This is a genomic window from Flavobacterium sp. (assembly GCF_031363805.1).
Lineage (GTDB): Bacteria > Bacteroidota > Bacteroidia > Flavobacteriales > Flavobacteriaceae > Flavobacterium.
Map to the genome: position 1 here is coordinate 1 of NZ_JANLVD010000142.1, position 23,051 is coordinate 23,051.

21 protein-coding genes and 1 pseudogene are annotated in these 23,051 nt (G+C 31.6%); 7 read left to right on the plus strand and 15 right to left on the minus strand.

The window, feature by feature from the left end; all coding sequences use genetic code 11:
* The first annotated feature begins 206 nt into the window (after positions 1-206).
* Complete coding sequence (gene pdxH, locus RMN92_RS08410) at positions 207-851, plus strand: pyridoxamine 5'-phosphate oxidase (protein ID WP_309609025.1); 645 nt, start codon at positions 207-209, stop codon at positions 849-851.
* A 247-nt stretch (positions 852-1,098) separates the two neighbouring features.
* Here the strand turns inward: pdxH and RMN92_RS08415 are convergent, their stop codons facing one another.
* Positions 1,099-2,343, minus strand: a complete 1,245-nt coding sequence (locus tag RMN92_RS08415) for a DEAD/DEAH box helicase (protein ID WP_309609026.1) — start codon at positions 2,341-2,343, stop codon at positions 1,099-1,101.
* A gap of 88 nt (positions 2,344-2,431) precedes the next feature.
* Positions 2,432-3,466, minus strand: a complete 1,035-nt coding sequence (locus RMN92_RS08420; RefSeq protein ID WP_309609027.1) for a formimidoylglutamase — start codon at positions 3,464-3,466, stop codon at positions 2,432-2,434.
* 105 nt (positions 3,467-3,571) lie between these two features.
* On the opposite strand from RMN92_RS08420, the gene RMN92_RS08425 reads away from it, so the two are divergent.
* Positions 3,572-4,450, plus strand: a complete 879-nt coding sequence (locus tag RMN92_RS08425; protein ID WP_309609028.1) for a hypothetical protein — start codon at positions 3,572-3,574, stop codon at positions 4,448-4,450.
* A gap of 231 nt (positions 4,451-4,681) precedes the next feature.
* Entirely contained in the window at positions 4,682-5,554 is an 873-nt protein-coding gene (locus RMN92_RS08430; protein WP_309609029.1) for a hypothetical protein, read from the plus strand.
* A 72-nt stretch (positions 5,555-5,626) separates the two neighbouring features.
* On the opposite strand, the gene RMN92_RS08435 is transcribed toward RMN92_RS08430, so the two are convergent.
* Positions 5,627-5,947 (minus strand): YbaB/EbfC family nucleoid-associated protein, encoded by a 321-nt coding sequence (locus tag RMN92_RS08435; RefSeq protein WP_309609030.1) that lies wholly within the window; start codon positions 5,945-5,947, stop codon positions 5,627-5,629.
* Positions 5,948-6,085: 138 nt separating this feature from the next.
* On the opposite strand from RMN92_RS08435, the gene RMN92_RS08440 reads away from it, so the two are divergent.
* Complete coding sequence (locus tag RMN92_RS08440) at positions 6,086-8,146, plus strand: S9 family peptidase (RefSeq protein WP_309609031.1); 2,061 nt, start codon at positions 6,086-6,088, stop codon at positions 8,144-8,146.
* Between the two features lie 78 nt (positions 8,147-8,224).
* Entirely contained in the window at positions 8,225-9,265 is a 1,041-nt protein-coding gene (locus RMN92_RS08445) for a cysteine synthase family protein (RefSeq protein WP_309609046.1), read from the plus strand.
* A gap of 48 nt (positions 9,266-9,313) precedes the next feature.
* Here the strand turns inward: RMN92_RS08445 and RMN92_RS08450 are convergent, their stop codons facing one another.
* The 12 genes from RMN92_RS08450 to gcvT form a co-directional block, all read right to left on the minus strand.
* Positions 9,314-11,095: an ABC transporter transmembrane domain-containing protein gene (locus RMN92_RS08450; protein ID WP_309609032.1), complete on the minus strand. Its 1,782-nt coding sequence runs from the start codon at positions 11,093-11,095 to the stop codon at positions 9,314-9,316.
* 331 nt (positions 11,096-11,426) lie between these two features.
* Positions 11,427-12,152, minus strand: a complete 726-nt coding sequence (locus RMN92_RS08455) for a hypothetical protein (protein ID WP_309609033.1) — start codon at positions 12,150-12,152, stop codon at positions 11,427-11,429.
* Between the two features lie 499 nt (positions 12,153-12,651).
* Positions 12,652-13,215, minus strand: a complete 564-nt coding sequence (locus tag RMN92_RS08460; RefSeq protein ID WP_309609034.1) for a hypothetical protein — start codon at positions 13,213-13,215, stop codon at positions 12,652-12,654.
* Positions 13,216-13,287: 72 nt separating this feature from the next.
* Complete coding sequence (locus RMN92_RS08465; protein WP_309609035.1) at positions 13,288-13,971, minus strand: hypothetical protein; 684 nt, start codon at positions 13,969-13,971, stop codon at positions 13,288-13,290.
* Positions 13,972-13,974: 3 nt separating this feature from the next.
* Complete coding sequence (locus RMN92_RS08470) at positions 13,975-15,600, minus strand: hypothetical protein (protein ID WP_309609036.1); 1,626 nt, start codon at positions 15,598-15,600, stop codon at positions 13,975-13,977.
* A gap of 3 nt (positions 15,601-15,603) precedes the next feature.
* A complete protein-coding gene (locus RMN92_RS08475; RefSeq protein WP_309609037.1) occupies positions 15,604-16,842 on the minus strand; it encodes a phage baseplate assembly protein V in 1,239 nt (412 codons plus the stop codon).
* A gap of 15 nt (positions 16,843-16,857) precedes the next feature.
* The gene (locus RMN92_RS08480) at positions 16,858-17,457 is read right to left on the minus strand and encodes a contractile injection system protein, VgrG/Pvc8 family (protein ID WP_309609038.1); all 600 of its coding nucleotides are present in this window, start codon (positions 17,455-17,457) and stop codon (positions 16,858-16,860) included.
* Between the two features lie 344 nt (positions 17,458-17,801).
* On the minus strand, positions 17,802-18,512 hold the full coding sequence (locus RMN92_RS08485; RefSeq protein WP_309609039.1) for a YebC/PmpR family DNA-binding transcriptional regulator: 711 nt from the start codon (positions 18,510-18,512) through the stop codon (positions 17,802-17,804).
* Between the two features lie 48 nt (positions 18,513-18,560).
* Positions 18,561-19,028, minus strand: coding sequence for a hypothetical protein (locus RMN92_RS08490; protein WP_309609040.1), 468 nt, complete (start codon positions 19,026-19,028; stop codon positions 18,561-18,563).
* Between the two features lie 58 nt (positions 19,029-19,086).
* Positions 19,087-19,575, minus strand: a complete 489-nt coding sequence (locus RMN92_RS08495; protein ID WP_309609041.1) for a hypothetical protein — start codon at positions 19,573-19,575, stop codon at positions 19,087-19,089.
* A 60-nt stretch (positions 19,576-19,635) separates the two neighbouring features.
* Complete coding sequence (locus tag RMN92_RS08500) at positions 19,636-19,908, minus strand: TRL-like family protein (RefSeq protein WP_309609042.1); 273 nt, start codon at positions 19,906-19,908, stop codon at positions 19,636-19,638.
* Between the two features lie 70 nt (positions 19,909-19,978).
* Positions 19,979-21,061: a glycine cleavage system aminomethyltransferase GcvT gene (gcvT, locus tag RMN92_RS08505; protein WP_309609043.1), complete on the minus strand. Its 1,083-nt coding sequence runs from the start codon at positions 21,059-21,061 to the stop codon at positions 19,979-19,981.
* 137 nt (positions 21,062-21,198) lie between these two features.
* Between gcvT and hutH the strand changes: the two genes are divergently transcribed.
* Both hutH and RMN92_RS08515 read left to right on the plus strand, forming a co-directional pair.
* A complete protein-coding gene (hutH, locus tag RMN92_RS08510; RefSeq protein ID WP_309609044.1) occupies positions 21,199-22,701 on the plus strand; it encodes a histidine ammonia-lyase in 1,503 nt (500 codons plus the stop codon).
* Positions 22,702-22,788: 87 nt separating this feature from the next.
* Positions 22,789-23,051 (plus strand): annotated as a pseudogene (locus RMN92_RS08515) (rhodanese-like domain-containing protein); the annotation flags it as partial.

A 23,051-nucleotide genomic window follows, 5' to 3' on the forward strand; every position in this document is an offset into this window, starting at 1 on the left:
TGTTTTTCTCTAACTTTCTTATAATACAACTTACAAGATTCTTCATCTGGAAAGTGTTCAGCAAATTTTAAAATTGTCATTTTTTATCAAATATAACGATTTATTTAAAATTGTGGTAAATAAACCGAGATACAATTAATATTATTTTAAATTAGATAAAATTAAAAATCAATTAACTTTGTAGTTCTACTAAAACAATATATTTAATGAAAGACTTAAACGCCTACAGAAAATCTTACGAGAAAAGTGAATTATTGGAAGATTCAATTTCTAGCAATCCAATGGAATTATTTCACCATTGGTTTCAAGAAGCCGAAAATTCAAATACTATAGAAGAAATCAATGCTATGACGGTTGCTACTATTGGTTTGGATGGTTTTCCAAAATCGAGAGTGGTTCTGTTGAAGCAATATAGCGAAGCAGGATTTGTTTTTTATACCAACTACAATTCAGAAAAAGGAAAAGCTATTAAGAATAATCCAAATATTTGCCTCTCTTTTTTTTGGCATTCATTGGAACGTCAAATCATTATTAAAGGAATTGCTGCAAAAGTGAAACCCGAAATTTCAGATGCTTATTTTGCCTCAAGACCAAAAGGCAGTCAGCTTGGTGCGGTAGTTTCCAATCAAAGTGAAATTATAGCGTCAAGAGCTATTTTGGAACAAAAATTAACCAATTTGGAAATTGAATTTAAGGATAAAGAACTTCCTCGTCCTCAAAATTGGGGAGGTTTTATAGTAAAACCTTTGGAAATTGAATTTTGGCAAGGTAGACCAAATCGTCTTCATGATAGAATTAGGTTTGAAATAAATAATGATTTTAATTGGAAAATGGAAAGATTATCGCCTTAATTGTAATCTTTTTTTTATAATTGCAATTATTTTGCACATTTCATCGAATTTATTTTGTAGTTAATCGAAATATGTTGTACTATTGTTATGTAATAAGAACATAATATTAGTTTTTATTCATTCATAAAATTTCAATCTTAATATTCTAAAGTTATAGAATTTAAGTCAAAATAGTTTTTTAGTTGTTTATTTAATTGTTAAAAAATGTCCTAGTTCCCCAACCAGGGCATTTTTTTTGTTTAATAAATTAATACCAACGTTTTTTATTCTTTTTCGATTGATCAGATTTTCTAGATTTATCTCTTCCAGCACTTCTATTAGAATTATTTTCTGCCTTCGGAGCTTCTGAACCACTTTTCCAAGGAAATGGATGCTCAGTTATTGTAGTCACTTTTGCTTTGGTCAGCTTAATGATATCTTTCCAGTAACCTTCTTCATCTTTTCCACAAAAAGAAATAGCTACTCCGCCACGACCCGCACGACCTGTTCTTCCTATTCGGTGTACATATGTTTCTGGAATATTTGGCAAATCGAAATTGATAACATAAGGCAAAAGTTCAATGTCAATTCCTCGTGCTGCAATATCTGTAGCTACCAAAATATCGCAAGCTTTGTTTTTAAAATTATCCAATGCTCTTTGGCGGGCATTTTGAGATTTATCGCCATGAATGGCTTCAGCATTTAAACCTTGCTTTTTTAATGCTTTTGCCACATTATCTGCGCCATGTTTGGTTCTTGAAAAAACCAAAATATTGCTTAGTTTTTCTTCTTTAATAATATGATATAATAATTGACGCTTGTCTGCTTTATCCACAAAATAAATACGTTGGTCAACTGTGTCAATTGTTGACGATACTGGAGAAACCTGAACTGTTGCTGGATCCGTTAAAAACATTTCTGCCAATTCACGAATGGCAATTGGCATTGTTGCCGAAAAAAGTAATGTTTGTCTGTTGTTTGGTGTTAACTTCACGATTTTTTTTACATCGTTTATAAAACCCATATCTAGCATTTGGTCTGCTTCGTCAAGTACCAAATGGTGTAAATGATCCAAATTTATAAAACCTTGTTTGTGTAAATCTAGTAGTCTTCCAGGTGTTGCTACCAAAATATCGATGCCTTTTTTCAGAGTATCAACTTGTGGATTTTGCGAAACACCGCCAAATATGGTAAGTTGTGTTAAGTTGGTAAATTTTCCATAAGTTTCAAAGCTTTCGCCAATTTGAACGGCAAGCTCACGTGTAGGTGTAACTATTAGAGTACGAATAACTTTTTCTTTTTTGGTAGAACCTACAATTCTATGAAGTTGGTGGATGATTGGAATGGCAAAAGCGGCTGTTTTTCCTGTTCCAGTTTGTGCGCAACCTATTAAATCTTGACCTGATAATATAATGGGAATGGCTTGTTCCTGAATAGGAGTAGGGCTTGTGTATCCTTCTTCAAAAACAGCCCTTTGTATACTTTTTGATAACGATAAATCTTCGAATAACATATCTTGTAATTTTTGGCAAAGATAGTTATTTGATTATTCGTTTATTTGGTTATTTGGTTATTTGTTTGTTCGTTAATAAAACTAGTCATCAAATTTGAGAATTTCCTTTTATAAAGTCGGTAATTAAATAGCCGATAAGTTTTCCAATCAAGTGGTTGTTTTTTTCTTCACCAAGGGATGGAGCACCTTCGCAAATATGCAAATAACTTGCATTTTGGTTTTTACCAAAAAAATATATAAATTGTCTGAGTTCTTCAACTGAAAACCCACTCATTGTCATTGCACTTGAAGCGATGTTTGGAATAGCATCCAAATCAATTTCTATTCCATAAGAATCATTTTTGATAAACTCCAAAGATTGATACATTTCTTGGGCGAAATTTTTTTGATTTCGTATTTTAATTTCATCATAGGTATTGTATCTTATTCTATCTTCAAGATTTTTGATTGTATCTAAAACACTTTTTGAAGTATAACTTTCGTGTAAACCGAAAATAAAATATTTTTTCAAAAAACCTTCTTCATAAGTATAGGAAAATCCGTTGCCACTATGTCTGCCTTCCAAAATTCTAAAATCTGAATGCGCATCAAAATTTATAACGTTGATTGCCTTGCCTTTTGCTAGTGCTGTACCTTTGATATTTCCATAGGCATTGTTATGTCCTCCACCAATTATTATGGGAATTTTCCCCAATTTTACAATTGAAAAAATAATATGGGATACTTCTTTATCAATTTGTTCCACTATTTTAAAAAGTTGTTTTCTCTCTTCAGGATTGTTTTGATCCATTTTTTTGGCTTCTTCCATTTCTTGAAAAACATCCACTTGTCCTAGAATAATTATAGCACTTCCTTTGCAAAATCTATTATGCTGAATATTTGCAATACTTTCAATTGCACTTTCCCAAGCCGTATTGGCACCAGCTCTACCAAGATTTGCTCTTATGCCAACATCTTCTGGTATACCTAATAATACATATTTTGATTCTGAATTTGTAATAAATTCCGTTACGTCATCATCAATAGGAATTATAGTCATTTTCTCACCAAATTTAACTTCTCCGTTTCTGAAATTTGTTATTCGGGCAAGGTCAGACTGTTTAAAACGTATTAGATTATTCATTTTTTTTATTGATTATCAACCAAAAGTACTATTTTTGTTCAAATTTATGATATTGAAAGTTAAAAAATCCCCCAAACAAAAATAAATTTAACCTAAAATACAAAGATGGCAGAACAATACAGAAGCAACATTGGTTTTAAAATAGTCATAGCTTTCTTAGTAGTTTTATTGCTTGGAAGCTTAGCCTACACTTATAATGTTATTAAAGATTCTAATGAAATTGAAAAAGTTTTAATTAGTGAGAAAGATGCCGTACTTAAAGACTTGGCAATCTCTAAAGATTCTCTCGACGGCGCAATTGCTTCAAATTCTATACTATCAATAGAATTAATAAACGAACGAGACAGAGTTGAAAAATTAATCAAAGATTTTCAAAATTCCGATATTGATGCTATTTCAGCTATGAAATACAAAAATGACGCTATCAACTTAAAAAATAAAGTCAGTAGTTTATTGAAGGAAGTGAAAGAACTTAAAGATCAAAACAGAATTTTAACACAAGAAAGAGATAATGCTGTAGTTATTCTTGATGAAGCCAAAAAGAGTTTTGATAATCTTCAAGATAAAAACTATAAAATGGCCGAAACTTTGGAAAAAGCTTCGAAACTAACGGTTTTAAATTTATTGGTAGAAAGCTTTGCAAAGAAAAATTCGGGAAAACTTGTTGCTACAGACAAAGCACGTAAAACAGATATTCTTAAAATAAGTTACACTATTGCAGAAAATTTAGTTTCAAAACCAATAACTAAAAATTATTTTGTCCAAGTTGTCGATAATAATAACAATGTATTGGGCGATATGAAAATTGAAAACTTTGGAGATAAATCATTAACATATAGTTTCGTCTCTGCTATTAATTTTGAAAATCAAACGTTACAAATGACAAAAGAATTGAAAGTGGAAAACTTAACTTCTGGAACATATCTAGTTAATATATATGACAAAGGAGAATTATTGGTAAAAACAAGTATTAGTTTAAGGTAATACTTTAAAAAATAACAAATTTTATTTAAATGCTTTTCAGAAAAATGAAAAGCATTTTTGTTTTTATACCATATTTTAGGTTTTTTAAGTAACTAATTTTAGTGATGTGATTTTATAAATGTAATGAAATCAAGGGTTTCCCAGAAAATAATATCATTTATATTTTTTTTTTGAGTATTCAGTGTATACTTTTGAATTGTTAAACCATCCCAAATGTTAAAAAATAATCTTATGAATATAAATAATAAAAAACCTGCATTTAAAATTACCGCTTTAGTGTTAGCTATTTTATTAACGGTAACTGTAGCTTATTCGGTATTATCATATATAAATTTTTCTAAAAACGAAGAATTACTTAACAAAGAAAAACAGTTAATGATAAGCAATTTGACAAAATCCAAAGATTCATTGGATGTTGTTATTAACGAAAACTCTTCTATAAAAAGTGAGTTGATGGTTGAACAACAAAAAATATCAAATCTAATTGATGAAGTCAATCAGTCAAAAATTTCATTGGTGGAGCTTGAGAAGTTTAAAAAAGAGGTTAAGTCTCTTAAAATTCAAATTGGAATATTAAAAAAAGACAAACTTGAATTGGTACAAAAATATGAATCATTAAAAATGAAACAAGATAGTACTGCTTATGTTTTGCAAACTGCGGTAGAAAAAAATGAAAAATTAATGGAAGTGGCATCGGACATGAACAAAATAATTAAAAAAAGTTCAAAAGTATCATTGGTTAGTCTTAAAACTCAAACATTAAAGCAAGGTCGCTCGGGATCAATAATTACAGATAAAGCAAGTAAGGTTAATATTTTAAAAATAAGTTTTACTGTTTTAGGCAATAAACTTACCTCGGCATGCGAAAAAGATTATTATGTTCAAATAATTGATGGTAATAATAATGTTATTGGCGACAAATTATCCAAAAAATTCGGATCTATGGTTTTGGATTACAGCTATGCATCAAAATTTAAATATGAAAACGAAAATTTAGAAGTTAGTTCAGATCTTGAATTGGAAAATTTGCCTAAAGGCAACTATATTGTTAGTGTATTTGATAAAGACAAATTGGCTCTCAAAACAAGTTTTGTACTAAGATAAAAAATGGTTTTTTTTGGTTGGTTTAAAAAAGTCTTTCAAAATCTGAAAGACTTTTTTTTGGTTTTACTTATACTATTTGAACATGTCATCCATCCCTGGAATCATTGGTAGGTCGAGTTTGGTCACTTCATCCAATTGAGTTTGATTTTCTTTCATAGCTTTTTCAATAGCTTTGTTTATTACAGTTACGATATAATCTTCCAATTGTTCTTTATCTTCCAATAATGCATCGTCAATTGTCACATTTTTTATAGCATTATTTGCTGAAATGGAAACTTTAAATAATCCATCAATGCTTTGTTCATCAATAAAAACAGTATTCAATCGTTTTTTTGTGTCTTCTATTTTTTGTTGGGTTTCTTTCATTTTACCCATCATTGCCATTAAATCCATAATTTATTTTATTTAAGATGTAAAATTAGTAAATTGCAAACTATAAATCATTCTTTATTTTAAATGAAAAACTTTCTTCAAATCAGTGTTCTTTGTGCTATTTTTGCACTTTCAAATAATAAAATTCAAGCTCAAAAAATGTCAAAGAAATTAATAGCACCAATAGCAACCATAAAACCGCATACATTAGAAAAACATAAGGACATTAGAACCGATAATTATTATTGGTTGAATGATCGAGAAAATCCCGAAGTAATTGATTATTTGAATAAAGAAAACGACTATTACAATCAAATGACTGCGGATACAAAAGATTTTCAGAAGTCACTTTTTGAAGAAATGAAATCTAGAGTAAAGGAAGATGACCAATCTGTTCCTTATTTATACAATGGTTATTTCTATATTACCCGTTTTGAAAAAGGACAAGATTATCCCATTTATTCACGAAAAAAAGAAAGTTTAGAAGCCAGAGAAGAAATTATGTTCAACTGCAACGAAATGGCAAAAGGACATTCCTATTTTCAATTGACTGGTTTGAGTGTCAGTCCAGACAATAAATATGCAACCTTTGCAGTGGACTTGGTGAGTAGAAGAATCTATACCATCCAAATTAAAAATCTAGAAACTGGAGAAATTCTTTCGGATAAAATTGAAAATGCCGATGGTGGTTCTACTTGGGCAAACGATAATAAAACTATTTTTTACACTCATCAAGATGCCAAAACATTGCGTTCTGATAAAATATTCAAACACAAATTAGGTTCAGATACTTCTAAAGATGTAATGGTTTTTCATGAAAAAGACGATACTTTCAATACATCTGTTTACAAAGAAAAATCAAAAAAATATTTGGTTATTGGGTCAGGAAGTACTTTAACATCTGAATATCAAATATTAAATGCAGACACACCCGATGAAGATTTTAAAATTTTTCAACCTCGGGTTCGTGGCTTAGAATATAGTATTTCGCATTTTGGGGACAGTTTTTATGTAATGACCAATAAAGACAAAGCGACCAACTTTAAATTGATGAAAACACCTGAAAATGATACTTCAAAAGAAAATTGGAAAGATATAATTGCGCATCGTGAAAATGTTTTATTGGAAGATATTGAAATTTTTAAAGATTTTCTGGTTGTTGAAGAACGTGAAAATGGATTAACAAAACTTCGAATCATGCCATGGTCTGGAAAAGACGAATATTATTTGCCTTTTGACAGCGAAACTTATTCAGCTTTTACTTCTACAAATGTCGATTTTGATACAGATGTGCTACGTTATGGCTATCAATCATTGACAACGCCTTCTTCGGTTATCGATTTTAATATGAAAACCAAAACCAAAGAAGTCAAGAAAGAACAACAAGTTTTGGGTGGAAAATTTGACAAGAATAATTACGAAGAAAAAAGAGTTTGGGCAACAGCTAAAGACGGAACAAAAGTTCCCATTTCTCTTATATATAAAGTAGGAGTGAAGCTTAACGGCAAAAATCCATTGTTGCAGTATGCTTATGGTTCATATGGTTATTCTATGGATTGTACATTTTCGTCCTCAAGATTAAGTTTGCTTGACAGGGGTTTTATTTTCGCAATCGCGCACATTCGCGGAGGCGAAGATTTGGGTCGCCCTTGGTATGAAAACGGAAAATTACTAAAAAAGAAAAATACATTTACAGATTTTGTTGATTGTTCTAAGTTTTTAATTGCTGAAAAGTATACATCTGCCAATCATTTGTACGCAGAAGGTGGTTCTGCTGGTGGATTATTAATGGGTGCAGTTGTTAATATGGCTCCAGAATTATACAATGGTGTCATTGCACAAGTGCCTTTTGTAGACGTAATCACGACAATGCTCGACGATTCTATTCCATTAACCACTGGAGAATATGACGAATGGGGAAATCCAAACGAAAAAGAATCTTATGATTACATGAAATCATATTCGCCTTATGATAATGTTTTAGCACAAAAATATCCAAATATGCTTGTAACTACGGGACTTCACGATTCGCAAGTGCAATATTGGGAACCAGCAAAATGGGTTGCAAAGTTGCGCACTTTAAAAACCAATAATAATTTATTATTTCTACATACAAATATGGATGCCGGCCACGGTGGCGCGTCTGGAAGATTCGAAGCACTAAAAGAAGTAGCCAAAGAATTCAGTTTTTTGTTAGATTTAGAAGGAATTAAAAAATAATTAGAAAATTTTCTATAAATTTGCAGTGTCATACGTACTTAAAATTTGAAAAAATTTATTGCCACGATTTACAACTATATGAAACAACAAATAAAAGCATACAATAATGTCTTGGAATTAATAGGTAACACACCACTTATTAAAATAAATAAAATTACCGAAAGTTTAAAAGGTAATTTTTATGCTAAAGTGGAATCTTTTAATCCTGGACATTCTACCAAAGACAGAATTGCATTATATATTATTGAAGAAGCAGAAAAACAAGGTATTTTGAAACCTGGCGATACTATTATTGAAACTACCTCTGGAAATACTGGTTTTAGTTTGGCAATGGTAAGTATTATAAAAGGCTACGATTGTATTCTTGCTGTTAGTTCAAAATCTTCTGCAGACAAGATCGACATGTTGCGTACCATGGGCGCAAAAGTATATGTTTGTCCAGCGCACGTATCTGCGGATGATCAACGCTCTTATTATAATGTAGCCAAACGTTTGCACGAAGAAACCAAAGGTTCAGTATACATCAATCAATATTTTAATGAGTTAAATGTTGAAGCACATTACAAATCAACAGGACCAGAAATTTGGGAACAAACTTCAGGGAAAATCACACATTTAGTGGCTTGTACAGGTACAGGAGGAACACTTTCTGGAACTGCAAAATTTTTAAAAGAGCAAAATCCAAATATTAGAATTTTAGGTGTTGATGCTTATGGTTCAGTAATTAAAAAGTATCACGAAACCAAAGAATTTGATAATGATGAAATTTATCCTTACAGAATTGAAGGTTTGGGAAAAAATTTAATTCCTGGCGCTACCGATTTTGATATTATAGACAAATTTGTCAAAGTCACTGATGAGGAAAGTGCTCACATGACCAGAAGCATTGCAAAAACTGAAGGACTTTTTGTTGGATATACTTCTGGAGCCGTTATGCAAGCCATAAAACAATATGCAGAAGAGGGAGAATTTGATGAAAATAGTAATGTTATTGCTATTTTTCCAGATCACGGTTCACGATATATGAGTAAGGTATTTAGTGATGAGTGGATGAATGAACAAGGTTTTTTTGACAGTGTAAACGCCGAAGAAGCTCAAAAAATAGAATTTATAAAGTAGATAGAATGTATTCAAAAAAAAACTCCAATAAATTGGAGTTTTTTTTGATTAAAAGTCAGCAAATTGCAAATTGCTTAAATTTTTATAGATGCCATTTTCTATTTCAATTAGTTCTTTGTGGGTTCCTTGTTCTGTGATTATGCCTTTGTCTAGAACCAAAATCTGATCTGCATTTCGAATGGTTGATAATCTATGGGCAATGATGATGCTAGTTCTTCCTTCCATTAAAGTTTCAAGTGCTTCCTGAACCAATTTTTCACTTTCGCTGTCCAGCGATGAGGTTGCTTCGTCAAGAATCAAAATACTTGGATTTTTTAGCAATGCACGTGCAATCGCAATTCGTTGTCGTTGACCGCCAGATAATTTTATACCACGTTCGCCAACCAAAGTTTCAAATTTTTCTGGGAAATCTCCAATAAAATTGAATGCATTTGCTTGTTTTGCAGCCAGTATAATTTCATCATTGGTAGCATTTGGTTTTCCGTAGGCTATATTTTCTTTGATACTTCCACCAAATAAAATCACATCTTGTGGAACAATACTCATGTTGCCACGAAGATTTTCTAAATCGTAATCATAGATATTCTTATTATCAATTAAAATCGAACCACTTTCTATATCATAAAACCGAAGCATAAGTGATGAAATAGTTGATTTTCCTGCGCCACTCGAACCTACAATGGCAATTTTTTGTCCGAATGTAGCTTTAAAATTTACATTTTTCAGCACTTGTATTTCTTTTCTTGAAGGATAAGTGAAAGCCACATTTTTAAAGATGACTTCTCCTTTTATTTTATCAATAACATTATCATTGATATTTATATTTTCTGGTTCTTCGCCTAGTAATTCAAACACTCTTTCGGTGGCACCGACTGCTTTTTGAATTTGGGTATATAATTCGGCAATTCCGCCAGATGATGCGCCAACGTAGGTTGAATACAGTACAAAGGATATTAAATCGCCCACGGTCATTTCTCCATTGATACTTAACGTTACGCCGTACCAAACTACCGCTACAATGGTTCCGAACAAACAAAAGATAATAAATGATGCAAAATAACCACGATAATTTCCACCTTTAATGGCTATTTTAACTACTTCACTAATTTTATTTTTATATCGGGCAATTTCATACCATTCATTTGCAAATGCTTTTACTACTGTGATGGCTTGCAGAGATTCTACCACAATACTTTGACTATCGGCGACCTGATCTTGCAGATTTTTTGAATATTTTCTGATGAACCGTCCAAAGAAAACGGCTGCAACTGCTACAAGTGGTACAACGGAAACCATCATTAATGTCAATTTCATATTGATACTGGCAAGTAAAATAAAACTACCAATAATTAAGATAAACTGACGTAAAAATTCTGCAATTGTGGTGGCTAATGTGTCTGATATTTGATTGATATCGGTACTTATGCGACTATTTAACTCGCCTGCACTTTTTTGTGTAAAAAATTGCATGGGCAATTTTATCAAATTGGTGTAAAGTGCCAGACGCAAGTTGGCCAATGTATTTTCGGTATAATTTACAAACAGTGAAATTCTGAAAAAAGAAAAGAAAGATTGTAAAAATAAAATTCCAACCAATCCTAAAGCGATGTTATTGGCTTGTGATAGGTTTTTTTCTTTGACACAATCGACCAACATACCCATTAATTTTGGAAACGCAAGTGCGGTTCCGCCTGTGAGTAACAGAAAAACCAATCCGACATAAAATTTCCATTTATGGTGTTCGGCATATTTAAAAATAAGTATTGCTTTATTTAAAGAACTTGCGCTAAGTTTTGCTTTTGGTAAATCGTTTTCTTTGAGCCTTGCCATTTGGGAATGTTTATGGAAATATTTTGAAACAAAAGTACGGTAAAATTTGAATAGTTTAATGTTGGTATTTATCTAGATTTTAAATATTAATGTATGTGGGCACGGATTGAAAATCCTCGCTATCGGGTTATGTTAGGTTTATTCTTACCGTTGTCTAGTTTTGTTGAGCCAAAGGTTACTTCGATTGAGCCAAAGGTTAGTTCGATTTGGACTATGCTTGTTTCGATTGCGCCAAAGGTTACTTCGATTGAGACAAGCGCTATTCTTGTCGAGCCAAAGCCTTGTTCGATTGAGCCAAGGCTTAGTTCGATTTGGACAAAGGTTGTTTTGGTTATCTTTTTTTGAATTTTATTTTTGAGATTGCTTTGTATTGTGCTGAATTTGCATCTAAGATTGTAAACAAGTAATCTTTTGCTTTGTTTGCTATATCTACGAGGTTATCATCTGATGAATATAGACTATTGTTTCTTGCACTTCTTGCATTGTTTAGTGGTACGTATGTGTCTGCAACTGCTTGGGTTTTTAAAAGCATTTGTGCTTTTTTATCCTGATAGGTTGCTGTTTTGTATTCAGTTTCGTTTGGGTTATAATTTGGTGTATTTTGCAACAATGAGATTAATAAATCCATATTATTGGTGCGTTGGTCAAAACTCATTTGTGATGTTGAGTAATTTACTTGTGCTTCTTCTGGATTTGTTGATTCTTTGATAGGTGTTTTTCTAATTCCTTTTAGTTTACGAACAATTGTCATGAAATCTTCTAGTTGCACTTGCGTAACTCCTTCTGTTGCTTTGTATGCTTTGCGAAGTTTTGTTAACTCACGGTTCAGCGGTTTAAAAATTATTTCTCTGTCATTGACTGCAACCGAATATGGGGCAAGCGATTCGTTTACACTTTTTTGATTTGCAAATGAATTTGTGTAAATGCTTTGAAGATTGGTTAAAAATAATTTTGGATTACTTGGATTGTAAATTGCACCAACTGCTACAATATTGGTGTTTAATAAATTGAGGTTTGCAATGTTTTTTGCGTGTCCTACTTCTGATGACGATGCCATATAGTAAATATTTTAAGATTAAGGTTTAAATATAAATAAAATATTAACTATAATAAATACTTTTTATGATATTATTGTGAAATTGTTTTTGAAGTTTTAAAATTATTTTGATGTGATAAAATAATAATTGGTTGCGGTAAAGATTTTATATTTGTTGGCATGGAATGAAACATGAGGCAATGTGCGTGTATATATACTAACTATATTGGGTTTTTCAAGATTTTAAATACCAATCTTTGTGGGCACGGATTGCAAATCCGCGCTATCGGGGTTTTTAACTCGTAACTCCTTAGAATTTATTGCATTTTTAAATAGAATATTAAAAAAGAAAATTATGATGCTTGAAATAATTTGAAATAATATTTTAATTATTCTTATAAGTAAGTAAAAAATTCCATTCATTTTTTTAAAATTATATTTTTGATGTAAATTAAATTTCTTTAACTGTATTTAACAATTTTTATTTTGATATCCACATTTTATAAATTTTTCACAACTTCTATCTGGGCAGTGGTTGAACGGACATTTCAATTGTTTTGTCTAAAAATTTACCATCTTTATCATATTTTTTAATTATGCTTTTTCCAGATGGGTATTTAACTTTTGATATTTTTATACCAGTATTAGAAATATTTATTTCTTGAATTGAATCTTTGTAGTAATAACGATTGGTTTCATTTATTAGATTGCCAATTGTGTCAAGAAGTTTTTTGCTTTGCAATAATCCATTTTTTATTATTGCATTGAATATTAAAGTTTTTCTTTTACGAGTTTCTTTAACATCTAATTTTCCATCTATATTACCTTTTTCATTAATTGAAAATTTCATATATGAGGTTTTGACATGTAAGATATAATTGCCTTTTTTTAGATTAGCATCTTCCGTACCAATTCTGTGCCCTGATTCATATACTTTTTTACTTATTATAAATTTAGATAAATAATCGTGCGTTTCCTCAATATAATAATCTTTAGTGTCAAGTTTTTGATATACGATACTGTCTTTATCTTGAGAGAAACAAGATATTTGAAAAAATAATAATATTGTTAGGAGATGTTTCATAAGTGTTTTTTACAATTTAAGTAGAAGAAATTAAGATTATGGGTTGAGTTTTTTTACAATTCATAAGAGTAGTTAATCGCAATTATATCTAAAAGTAGTTTTTAGTTTTGCTAAAGAATCTGACCTAAAAACGCCTAATTTTTGTTTTTCAACGCAATAATATGCTAGAGCTTTTTCTTTTATATTTTTACTTTCGTGATAAGAAATATATATTTGTTTCCTTTTTAGTAAAACATTAATCTCTTTTTGTAGTTGAGAATTAATATTGTTTATAACTATAGAATCTCGTTTGTAATTTTCAAGCTTTGGATAAAGTCTATCATAATATATTTTATCTATCAAATTTATAGAGACAGGTAAATGTACAAATAGTGTAATATCAGCATTATTTCCAGAAGAAATACTAGCCTTTCCTTCTATATCTTCATAATATTTATTATTAATAAAAACAGGCCGGTATTGTCCAATACTGTAATTATCCCATATTTTTGATATTCTTAAATCTCGACCTGTTTTGTTTTCTAATTTGAACGAAATTGGCATATAAATAAAAATTGTATTCATACGGTCTTTAATCCAAGGGTAATTTTTTGCAAGAATAATGGAATCGGGATGCTCTCCAATTTTTTGCATATAGCATTTGTTGTTTCCATTATTTTCTAAATTGTTTAGTTTTATACTTGTGATTTTACCTTTACAAGATATTATCAGTATAAAAATAAATATATAACTCAAAATATTTTTTATCTTTTTCATTTTTTATATAAATATGGTATCAATATTATAATCATTCACTCCTTTTTCATCTGTTTCAATCAAAGCAAGAAGATAAGTATATGATCTGCCATTTGGATATTTATAACGATACAAGTCATTATCTTTTTTTAAATCCGAATATGTTTTTATTTTTCCTGCAAATACTTCATCGTGTTTTTGCTGTGGGATATTATAAATTAACTCGTAATACTCTGCTACGTTATTGTCTAAATCGAGTAGCAAATCTACAGACTCTACACCTCCTCTTTTTGCCATTTCCATTTTTTCAAACATAGTTTGCTCGATATCTTGCATTACTTGAGCCACAAAAGGTTTTGTGATTGTTTCCTCAAAAACGGCTAAACCAAAGGTTACTGGTGAAACCCATTCAGGCAGCGACATCATTGCAATCTCTTCGGCAGTCATTAATCCCAGTTTGGTTTCTTGTGCCATTGCCACTTTGGTGGCTTGTTCTGCTGTGGCAGTACCAAGACCTATTGCATCATATGCTGCCAAACCTTTGCCTGCAACGGCATCACTTGCATCATTAAAAAGGTCGATATAGCCAAAAACATCCATAGCTTCTTGCAAACCTTTAATGCCATATTTCCCTATATCGTGAGCATTATAATAATCAGAAAATTTCTTTTTTATTTGGGTTACCGTGGTGTTTTTTAGTTTGGTTATTGTAGCGCTATTTTTTGCTTTAAATGCTACGAGTTCTTTAACCTCAAATATTTTTTTATTGCTACTTTTTCCTGTGTGTAGGTTTATTTTTTCTTCGTACAATTTTTTGGTTACTTCGTTGCTACGACCTTTAAATTCGTATTTGCCAGTAACGGTAACTCGTACTGCATAAAAATGGTCTACTTTGCTGTTTATATTTCCTACAACATCGCCTGCTTCATTTTTTAAGAACACAATATAGTCGCCTGTTTTGCTGTCTATGACTTCGGGGAAAGTATATTTTGACGGATAGGCTTCTTTAATAAATAGGTTTCTTTTATAATACACTCTCAAAATAATCTTTTCTGAATCCCAAATTGTATTTTGATACTCCCATTTCCAGTAAAAATCCAAGCAGGAATCTAAAAATGGTGCTTTGTCATCTTGTAATTGTGTATTCCAATTTGGTGTCAAGTATAGTTTTATAGTAATTCTGTTGAATTCTGCATTTCCTATATCTTTTACAATACCCGTTTTGTATAATTCTTTTCCGTCTCTTCCAAAATCGTCATCATCAGGGTCTAAATTGTCATCAAGCAATATGCTATCGTAATCCCAAAGTTTAAACTTTATTGGTATTCCAACTGGTACTTTTTTATCTACTTTAAGTTGAAAATATACAATGTCTTCTAGTTGCGCTCTATATCCAGTGTTGTATAATCTGTCATATTCAACGGGTACATTTCCTTCAGGATCTGAACTCCACCAACCAAGTGGGAAATTTTTATCTTGGTTTTCGATTTTTTTTGGTGGACTTTCAGGTTTTCCAAAACTGAATCCCTCTTTACTGTTGTGAATAATTTGTTTGTTAGAGTGTATTTCATAACCCTCTTTTGCATAAATTTTGTTGCTACCACCTATTTTTTCGTTATAATCGCCACCTATGTAAGTTATTTTACTCATTGCTTAAAACAGTTTAGATTTTTCAGCTGCATTTGCTTTAATTTCTTTTTGAGAATGTACCTCGTGATTGTCACTTACTTGCATTGTGCTTTTTCCGTTAACAATAGTTTGCTTGTCTTTTTCTACATTCGAATCTTTACTACCAATTATGTGTTCTATTACATTTCCTGTAACATTGACCATACTATTTCCACCCACAAATGTATTATTCATCATTCCAATTGTGGCGGTTTTGTCAACTCCTGCACTTTCAATTAAATTGACACCAGCCGAAGTTGAAATATTCATTCCAGCTGTGATACTTACATTTCCGCCTGCATCAATAATAATGTCTTTTGGTGCTTTCACTCGGATATTTCCCTTACCATCCATTGTCCAAGTGTTTCCACTTGGGTCTTCAATGAATACGCTACCAATAGCATCGTTCATAATTATTTTGGTTCCCGAGCGAGTTTGTATTACCTTCTGATCGTTGCCTTCGGTATTATACCCAGCACTTTCATTTCCGTTGTACATCGCACCCAATACGTAAGGTTTTTCGGCATTGTCAGCTTCGAAAGCCACCAAAACTTCTTCACCAATTTCGGGTATAAAATACATTCCTTTTCCGCCGCCTGCGTGCGGGTTTGTCATGCGAATCCATGGCGTTTTTTCTGAATTATTTTTTTGCCAAGCCATTTGTACTTGAATTCTGCCTAATCCCTTTGGGTCGTTATTGTCAACCACAACAGCGGGTTGAGTGCTGGCAATAGGAATAGAAAGCACATTGCCATAAGGCGGGCTTTGTCCGCTTTCGGGAATGGCATTGAAAGTATTGGAATATTGTCCGCCTTCTTCACAAGTGTGTGTAATGTTGGTTATGATATAACTGCCATAATTCTGTTCTTGCACACCGTCTCGTGGGTCGCCTGTCATGGTAAAAGCAGATTCATGTATAGAAACTACATCGCCAATGCGAAGTCCTGTTTCATCGCTTATGCCTGTGGCAGTTATTAAATTGGCACTTTGACTTTGCAATTGTGTGGTTACTCTGTCGACCAAATGGGTACGAGAGTTTCCCTCTTGCATTGCATTAGAATATAATGTACTAGACTGGTCAGGAAACAATTTTTTTGATGAATCAAAAACTTGTTTGGTGTAGCCATCTGTTTGGAAATTTATCTCGGAAGCGTTCGCTTTTTGGGTCTCGCCAGTACTGGGGTCGTATCCAGTGTATTCAAAATTGAGTGGTTTGGCATTCATTTCGATATCGAATCGCTAAAGCGAACGGCCATATTCCAGCGTGAATGTTTTGGACTGTGGTTTTCCAAATATTAAGTTTTCGCCATTATAGTAGAACCATTCTGCTTTTTTCTTTGCCATTCTGCTCAGAAAAGCAAAGTCGCTTTCGCCATACTGAACGGTATATGACAAAGTAGGATTGTCTTTAAGATTTATTGTAGGTTTAAGCTCTCTTTGTGGAAATTGGTTTGTTATTTCCTGAATAATATCTGACAATGATTTGTTTGAATAGGATTTATTTTTAGGCTGATTCTGCATCGCAATGGTCGGCGAAAAACCAGATATTTGAATCATTCCAGCTGAACCATTTTCACGAACCAATTTGGCATTGGTTATAATTCCGTAGAAAATAAGAGGTGATTCAGTCGACAGGTTATTGGGTTTTATTTCTATTTTGATACTTTGCCCGATATAATTTTGAGATTTCTCAATGGCTTGGTTTACAAATTCTTTTGGCAAGGGTTGAAATACAGAAAACGAATGGTGTGCATTTACGCTTTGCATGATGCTTAGCTTTGAAAATCGATGAAGTGTTTCGCCTTCAATTTGAATAGAGGTTGACGTGCTTATAGCCATAGTAATAGTTGTTTAGTTTTTGTTTAATTGTAATTAACCTACAAAAATACATTTTTATAATATGTATATGGTATGGTTAAACCGCGTATTTTGTTAAATTTTTGCTTTGTGAGGAAATGTTTATAAAAAGTTTCGCTACGATAGCATTCATTTTGCAGTAAAAGATGTTGGTATTGCTGACCGCGTGAGTGATGGAAGTGGAGCTCTTTTTTTATTTTGTCCCTCGACTGCGCTCGGGATGACAAAATAAAAAAAGCGGGAACGTACAGCACGACCCGAAGTTGCGAGGAGGAACGACGAAGCAATCTGAAGGGGCACGCCCAAAAAACAAAAATAATTTAAACCTATTCCTGCATCGTGTGATATACGTTCATCACGTCATCGTCTTCTTCGATTTTTTCGATTAGTTTTTCGACATCGGCAACTTGTGCTTCGGTTAACTCTTTGGTAATTTGTGGAATTCGTTCGAAACCTGAGGATAATATTTCTATTCCGCGGCCTTCCAGTTCTTTTTGGATAGTACCAAAACTGCCGAAAGAACCATAAATTAATATTCCGTCTTCATCTTCGAAAACTTCTTCGGCACCAAAATCGATTAATTCCAGTTCCAGTTCTTCAGGATCCATTCCGTTGGCGGGAATTCTGAAATTGCAGGTATGATCAAACATAAATTCGACAGAACCTTGTGTTCCCATCGTGCCGTTGCATTTATTGAAATAGCTGCGAATGTTGGCGACTGTTCTGTTATTATTGTCGGAAGCGGTTTCTATTAAAATCGCAATCCCGTGTGGTGCATAGCCTTCGAAAAGAATTTCTTTGTAGTTTGCAGTATCTTTATCTGTTGCTTTTTTAATGGCGCGTTCTACATTTTCTTTTGGCATATTTACCGCCTTGGAGTTTTGTATTACGGCTCTTAATCGTGAGTTGGCTTCTGGATTTGGTCCGCCTTCTTTTACGGCCATGACTATATCTTTACCAATTCGGGTAAATGCTTTGGCCATGGCTGACCAACGTTTCATTTTTCTTCCTTTTCTAAATTCGAATGCTCTTCCCATAATATATTTATTTATATAGGTATTTAAAAAATATGTATCGCATTTGGATTAATCCGAAATAAGATTTTTAATATTTTTTAAAACTTTGGATGTTTTTTTTGTAGGTTTATTTACCGATTGTAAATCAATAGTTGTAATTTCAAAATAAGCATTTTCATCTAATTTTGTGAAATCTTCGGTACTTAAAGAACTGCTGAATCTAATCTCACTTTTCTTATTATTTGACTCATTAAATAAAATTTTATAACCCTCAATTTCTTTATTATTAAATTTAATTTTTTTAATGGAATTTATCGAAATTTTGTTTGGTGTAATGACCGAAAAATTCATAGTTACATTTTGGGTTTTGTTATGAATTTTATTAAATGTAAAATCCGAACTAATGGAAGAATTTGTAGCTGTAAACTTCATTGGTTTGATAAAATACAACATTGTGGAATCATTTACAAAATAGGATGTATAATAATTACCAATATTTGAAGATTTTTCACCGCCGCTACTACTTTTGTTACGCATAGATGGCTTGCAACTTAGCAACAACAAAAAAGCTAGAGCGGAAAATAAAATAATTATTTTACTGCAATTTTTTAATGATTTTATTTTCGTCATACATTTTTTTTATTAATAATGAGTCCTTACTAACCACATTTAAAATAACTGGCAACTTCTCCTTACTTTCTGTAAATATATATTTGATAGCAAAATCATCATTTTTTTTACAAAACATATTTAAATTATTTTTATAATTTTTTACCTCTATTATTTTTAATGTAAGATCTGATTTGTAAGCATTAATGATTTCTAAAGGCGTATTTTGAATAGCTATGCTAATGAAAATTTTATAATCTGGACTAAATATGTATCTATTCAATGGGATATTTAGGTTTGGTAAACCGTTAAATTTTTCATATTCATCAGTAATGTTCTTATTCAATGTAACATTTTTTTCATCTAAATCGAGCAAGTATTTTTCTTGATATGCAAATCTTAATGTATTTTCATTATTTGATTTACAATTTGACACAAAAATACAAATCAAGGTTATAAAAAAAAGTTTTCTCATAATATTTTAGAAAAAAAAAGAGGAAATATATTCCTCTTTTTATTAGTACAAATTTAAAAATTATTCTCCTGAAACGATAGTTTCAAATTTTCCAATAATAAATAAGTAGTTTGTTGATTTGAAATCAACTGTTGAAATTTTTGAAATTCCACCTTGTTTTGCAGCTGTTAAAATAGAAGCATCACCTCCATCAAAAAATAATCCAAAAATAGACGTCGTGCTAGATGATCCGATTTTTTTCCCAACAGAATTTGAAGTTGCGTTCACAGGAACTGTTACTGAACAAGAAGCTAAAAGCATTGATGCTGTAAGGGCTAAAATTAATTTTTTCATATAAAAAGTTTTATTTTGTCGGCAAATATATTTATAATTATTAAAATAAAAAAATAAAAATAAAAATAAATTATTTCTTATAAAAAGGCAGTTTAACCACTTTTGCCAATACATCGTTTTTTCTAATTCTAATAAAAATTTCACTATCGATATTGCTATTTTCAACAGTCACATAACCCAAACCAATTCCTATATTTATACTTGGCGACATGGTTCCCGAAGTTACAATTCCAATAACGTTTCCTATTTTATCGACAATTTCGTAATCATGACGCGGAACCGAACGTTCTTGCATTTCAAAAGCGACTAACTTTTTAGTAACGCCGCTTTCTTTTTGGGCTTTTAAATTTTCTGAATTGGTAAAATCTTTATTGAATTTTGTAATCCAGCCTAAACCAGCTTCTAGTGGCGATGTAGTATCATTAATATCATTTCCATACAAACAAAAGCCCATTTCTAGACGCAATGTGTCTCTAGCGGCCAATCCAATTGGTTTGATTCCAAATGATTTTCCAGCTTCAAAAACCTTATTCCAAATGGTTTCCACTTCACTGTTTTTGCAATAAATTTCAAATCCGCCTGAACCTGTATAACCAGTTGCAGAAATAATAACATAAGGAAATCCGCAAAAATCTGCCACTACAAAATGATAATATGGAATGGCTGATAAATGTACAGAAGTCAATGATTGCATAGCTTCAACAGCTTTTGGACCCTGAATGGCGAGCAACGAATAATCGTCTGAGAGATTTTTCATTTCAACACCCAAATCATTTTTGCTAGAAATCCAATTCCAGTCTTTTTCAATATTGGACGCATTGACAACCAATAAATATTGATCATCTTTCATTCTGTAAATAATTAAATCATCTACAATTCCGCCGTCATCATTAGGTAAACAAGAATATTGTGCTTTTCCAATAGTTAAAGTTGCAGCATCGTTCGAGCAGGTTTTTTGTATTAATGCCAATGCATTTTCGCCAGTCAATAAAAATTCTCCCATGTGCGAAACATCAAAAACACCAACTGCATTTCGCACGGTTTCGTGTTCAGCATTGACGCCCTCATATAGAATGGGCATATTATATCCAGCAAATGGAAGCATTTTGGCTCCTAAACTTTCATGAATGTTTGTTAGCGCAGTATTTTTCATAGTAATGATTTTCTTTGTAATGATTGCAAAAGTATCTAAATTTTATCAAATATTTTTAGCTAAATTGTATAAATAATACCTCAATATTTTGTTATTAAGATTTGTTTGCTCACTTTTGGAGTCTTTAAAATTATAAAATGGACAATACGCATTATATTACTTCCGATGTTATTTCAATTGATGATGTTAATCAAATCATAAATCAAGGAAAATTAATTGCACTTTCGGACGAAGTAAAATTAAATATTCAAAAATGTCGTGACTATCTGGATCATAAAATGCTGGATAATGAAACGCCAATTTACGGCATTAATACTGGTTTTGGATCATTGTATAATGTCAAGATATCCAACGAAAATTTATCTAAACTTCAAGAAAATCTTGTGAAATCGCACGCTTGTGGTATTGGAAATGAAGTGCCTCAGGAAATAGTAAAACTGATGCTTTTCCTTAAAATTCAATCATTAAGTTATGGCTATTCAGGAATTCAATTGCAAACTGTAGAACGTTTAATTGATTTTTACAATCATAATATACTGCCCATAATTTATGAAATGGGATCGCTAGGTGCATCGGGCGATTTGGCTCCTTTAGCACATTTATCGTTGCCATTGTTAGGTGAAGGAGAAGTTTATTTTAATGGTAATAAAGTAGATTCTTCAGAAGTTTTAAAACATTTCAATTGGAACCCCATTGTTTTAAAATCTAAGGAAGGTTTGGCATTATTAAACGGCACTCAATTTATGAGTGCTTACGGTGTTTTTTCATTGATAAAAATATCAAAACTATCCTATTTTGCCGATTTAATTGCTGCTATTTCACTTGAAGGTTTTGATGGGAGATTGGAACCTTTCAATGAATTAATTCACATGGTTCGACCACACAAAGGTCAGATAAATACGGCAAAACGTGTGAAAGAATTTTTGGAAGATAGTCAAATTATGGCTCATCCTAAGAAGCATGTTCAAGACCCGTATTCTTTCAGGTGTATTCCACAAGTTCATGGTGCATCCAAAGATGTATTTGATTATGCCACAAAAGTTTTTAAAACCGAAATTAATTCTGTTACCGACAATCCGAATATTTTTGTTGAAAGTGATCTCATTATTTCGGGCGGAAATTTTCACGGGCAACCATTGGCTTTGACCTTAGATTTTTTGGGTATCGCTGTGGCTGAATTGGGAAGCATTTCCGAAAGAAGAACCTATCAATTAATATCTGGACTCCGAGATTTACCGCCATTTTTAGTGAGCAATCCTGGATTGAATTCTGGTTTTATGATTCCGCAATATACTGCCGCAAGTATCGTGAGTCAAAACAAGCAGTTGGCAACTCCAGCAAGTATTGATAGTATTGTATCTTCCAACGGTCAAGAAGATCATGTAAGTATGGGAGCCAATGCAGCTACAAAATGCTTAAAAATAGTCGAAAATTTAGAACGCATTTTAGCAATTGAATTGATGAATGCTTCTCAAGCTATTGAATTTAGAAGACCTCTACAATCTAGTAATTTTATTGAAATGTTTTTAAAATCATTTAGAGAAGAAGTACCTTTGGTTTCAGAAGACAGAATTTTGCATTATGATATCGAAAAGGCCATTGAATTTCTTCAAAGTTTTCAAATTGATGATTTTGAATAGTTTATTATGACTATTTTTAACTAACACCGATAATTATTTTTTTGTCTGCTATTATAAGCTAAATAATTTTATTATAGAACAAAACAAATGAAAGCATTTTTAGTAATATTATATATTTTTCTAGGGCTGAATGTTTTTGCCCAAAAAACTATTCCTGAAGTTTTAAAAAAATTCAATAAAAATAGTGTTCCTTACATATCTGTTGTGGAATTAAAATCAAAAAAAAAATTTATTATTTTGGATGCGAGAGAAATTAAAGAGTTTGAAGTTAGTCATTTAAAAAACGCAAATTTTGTGGGTTATAATACTTTCAATTCAAAAAAAATAATGCAAAATTATAAAAACCAAAA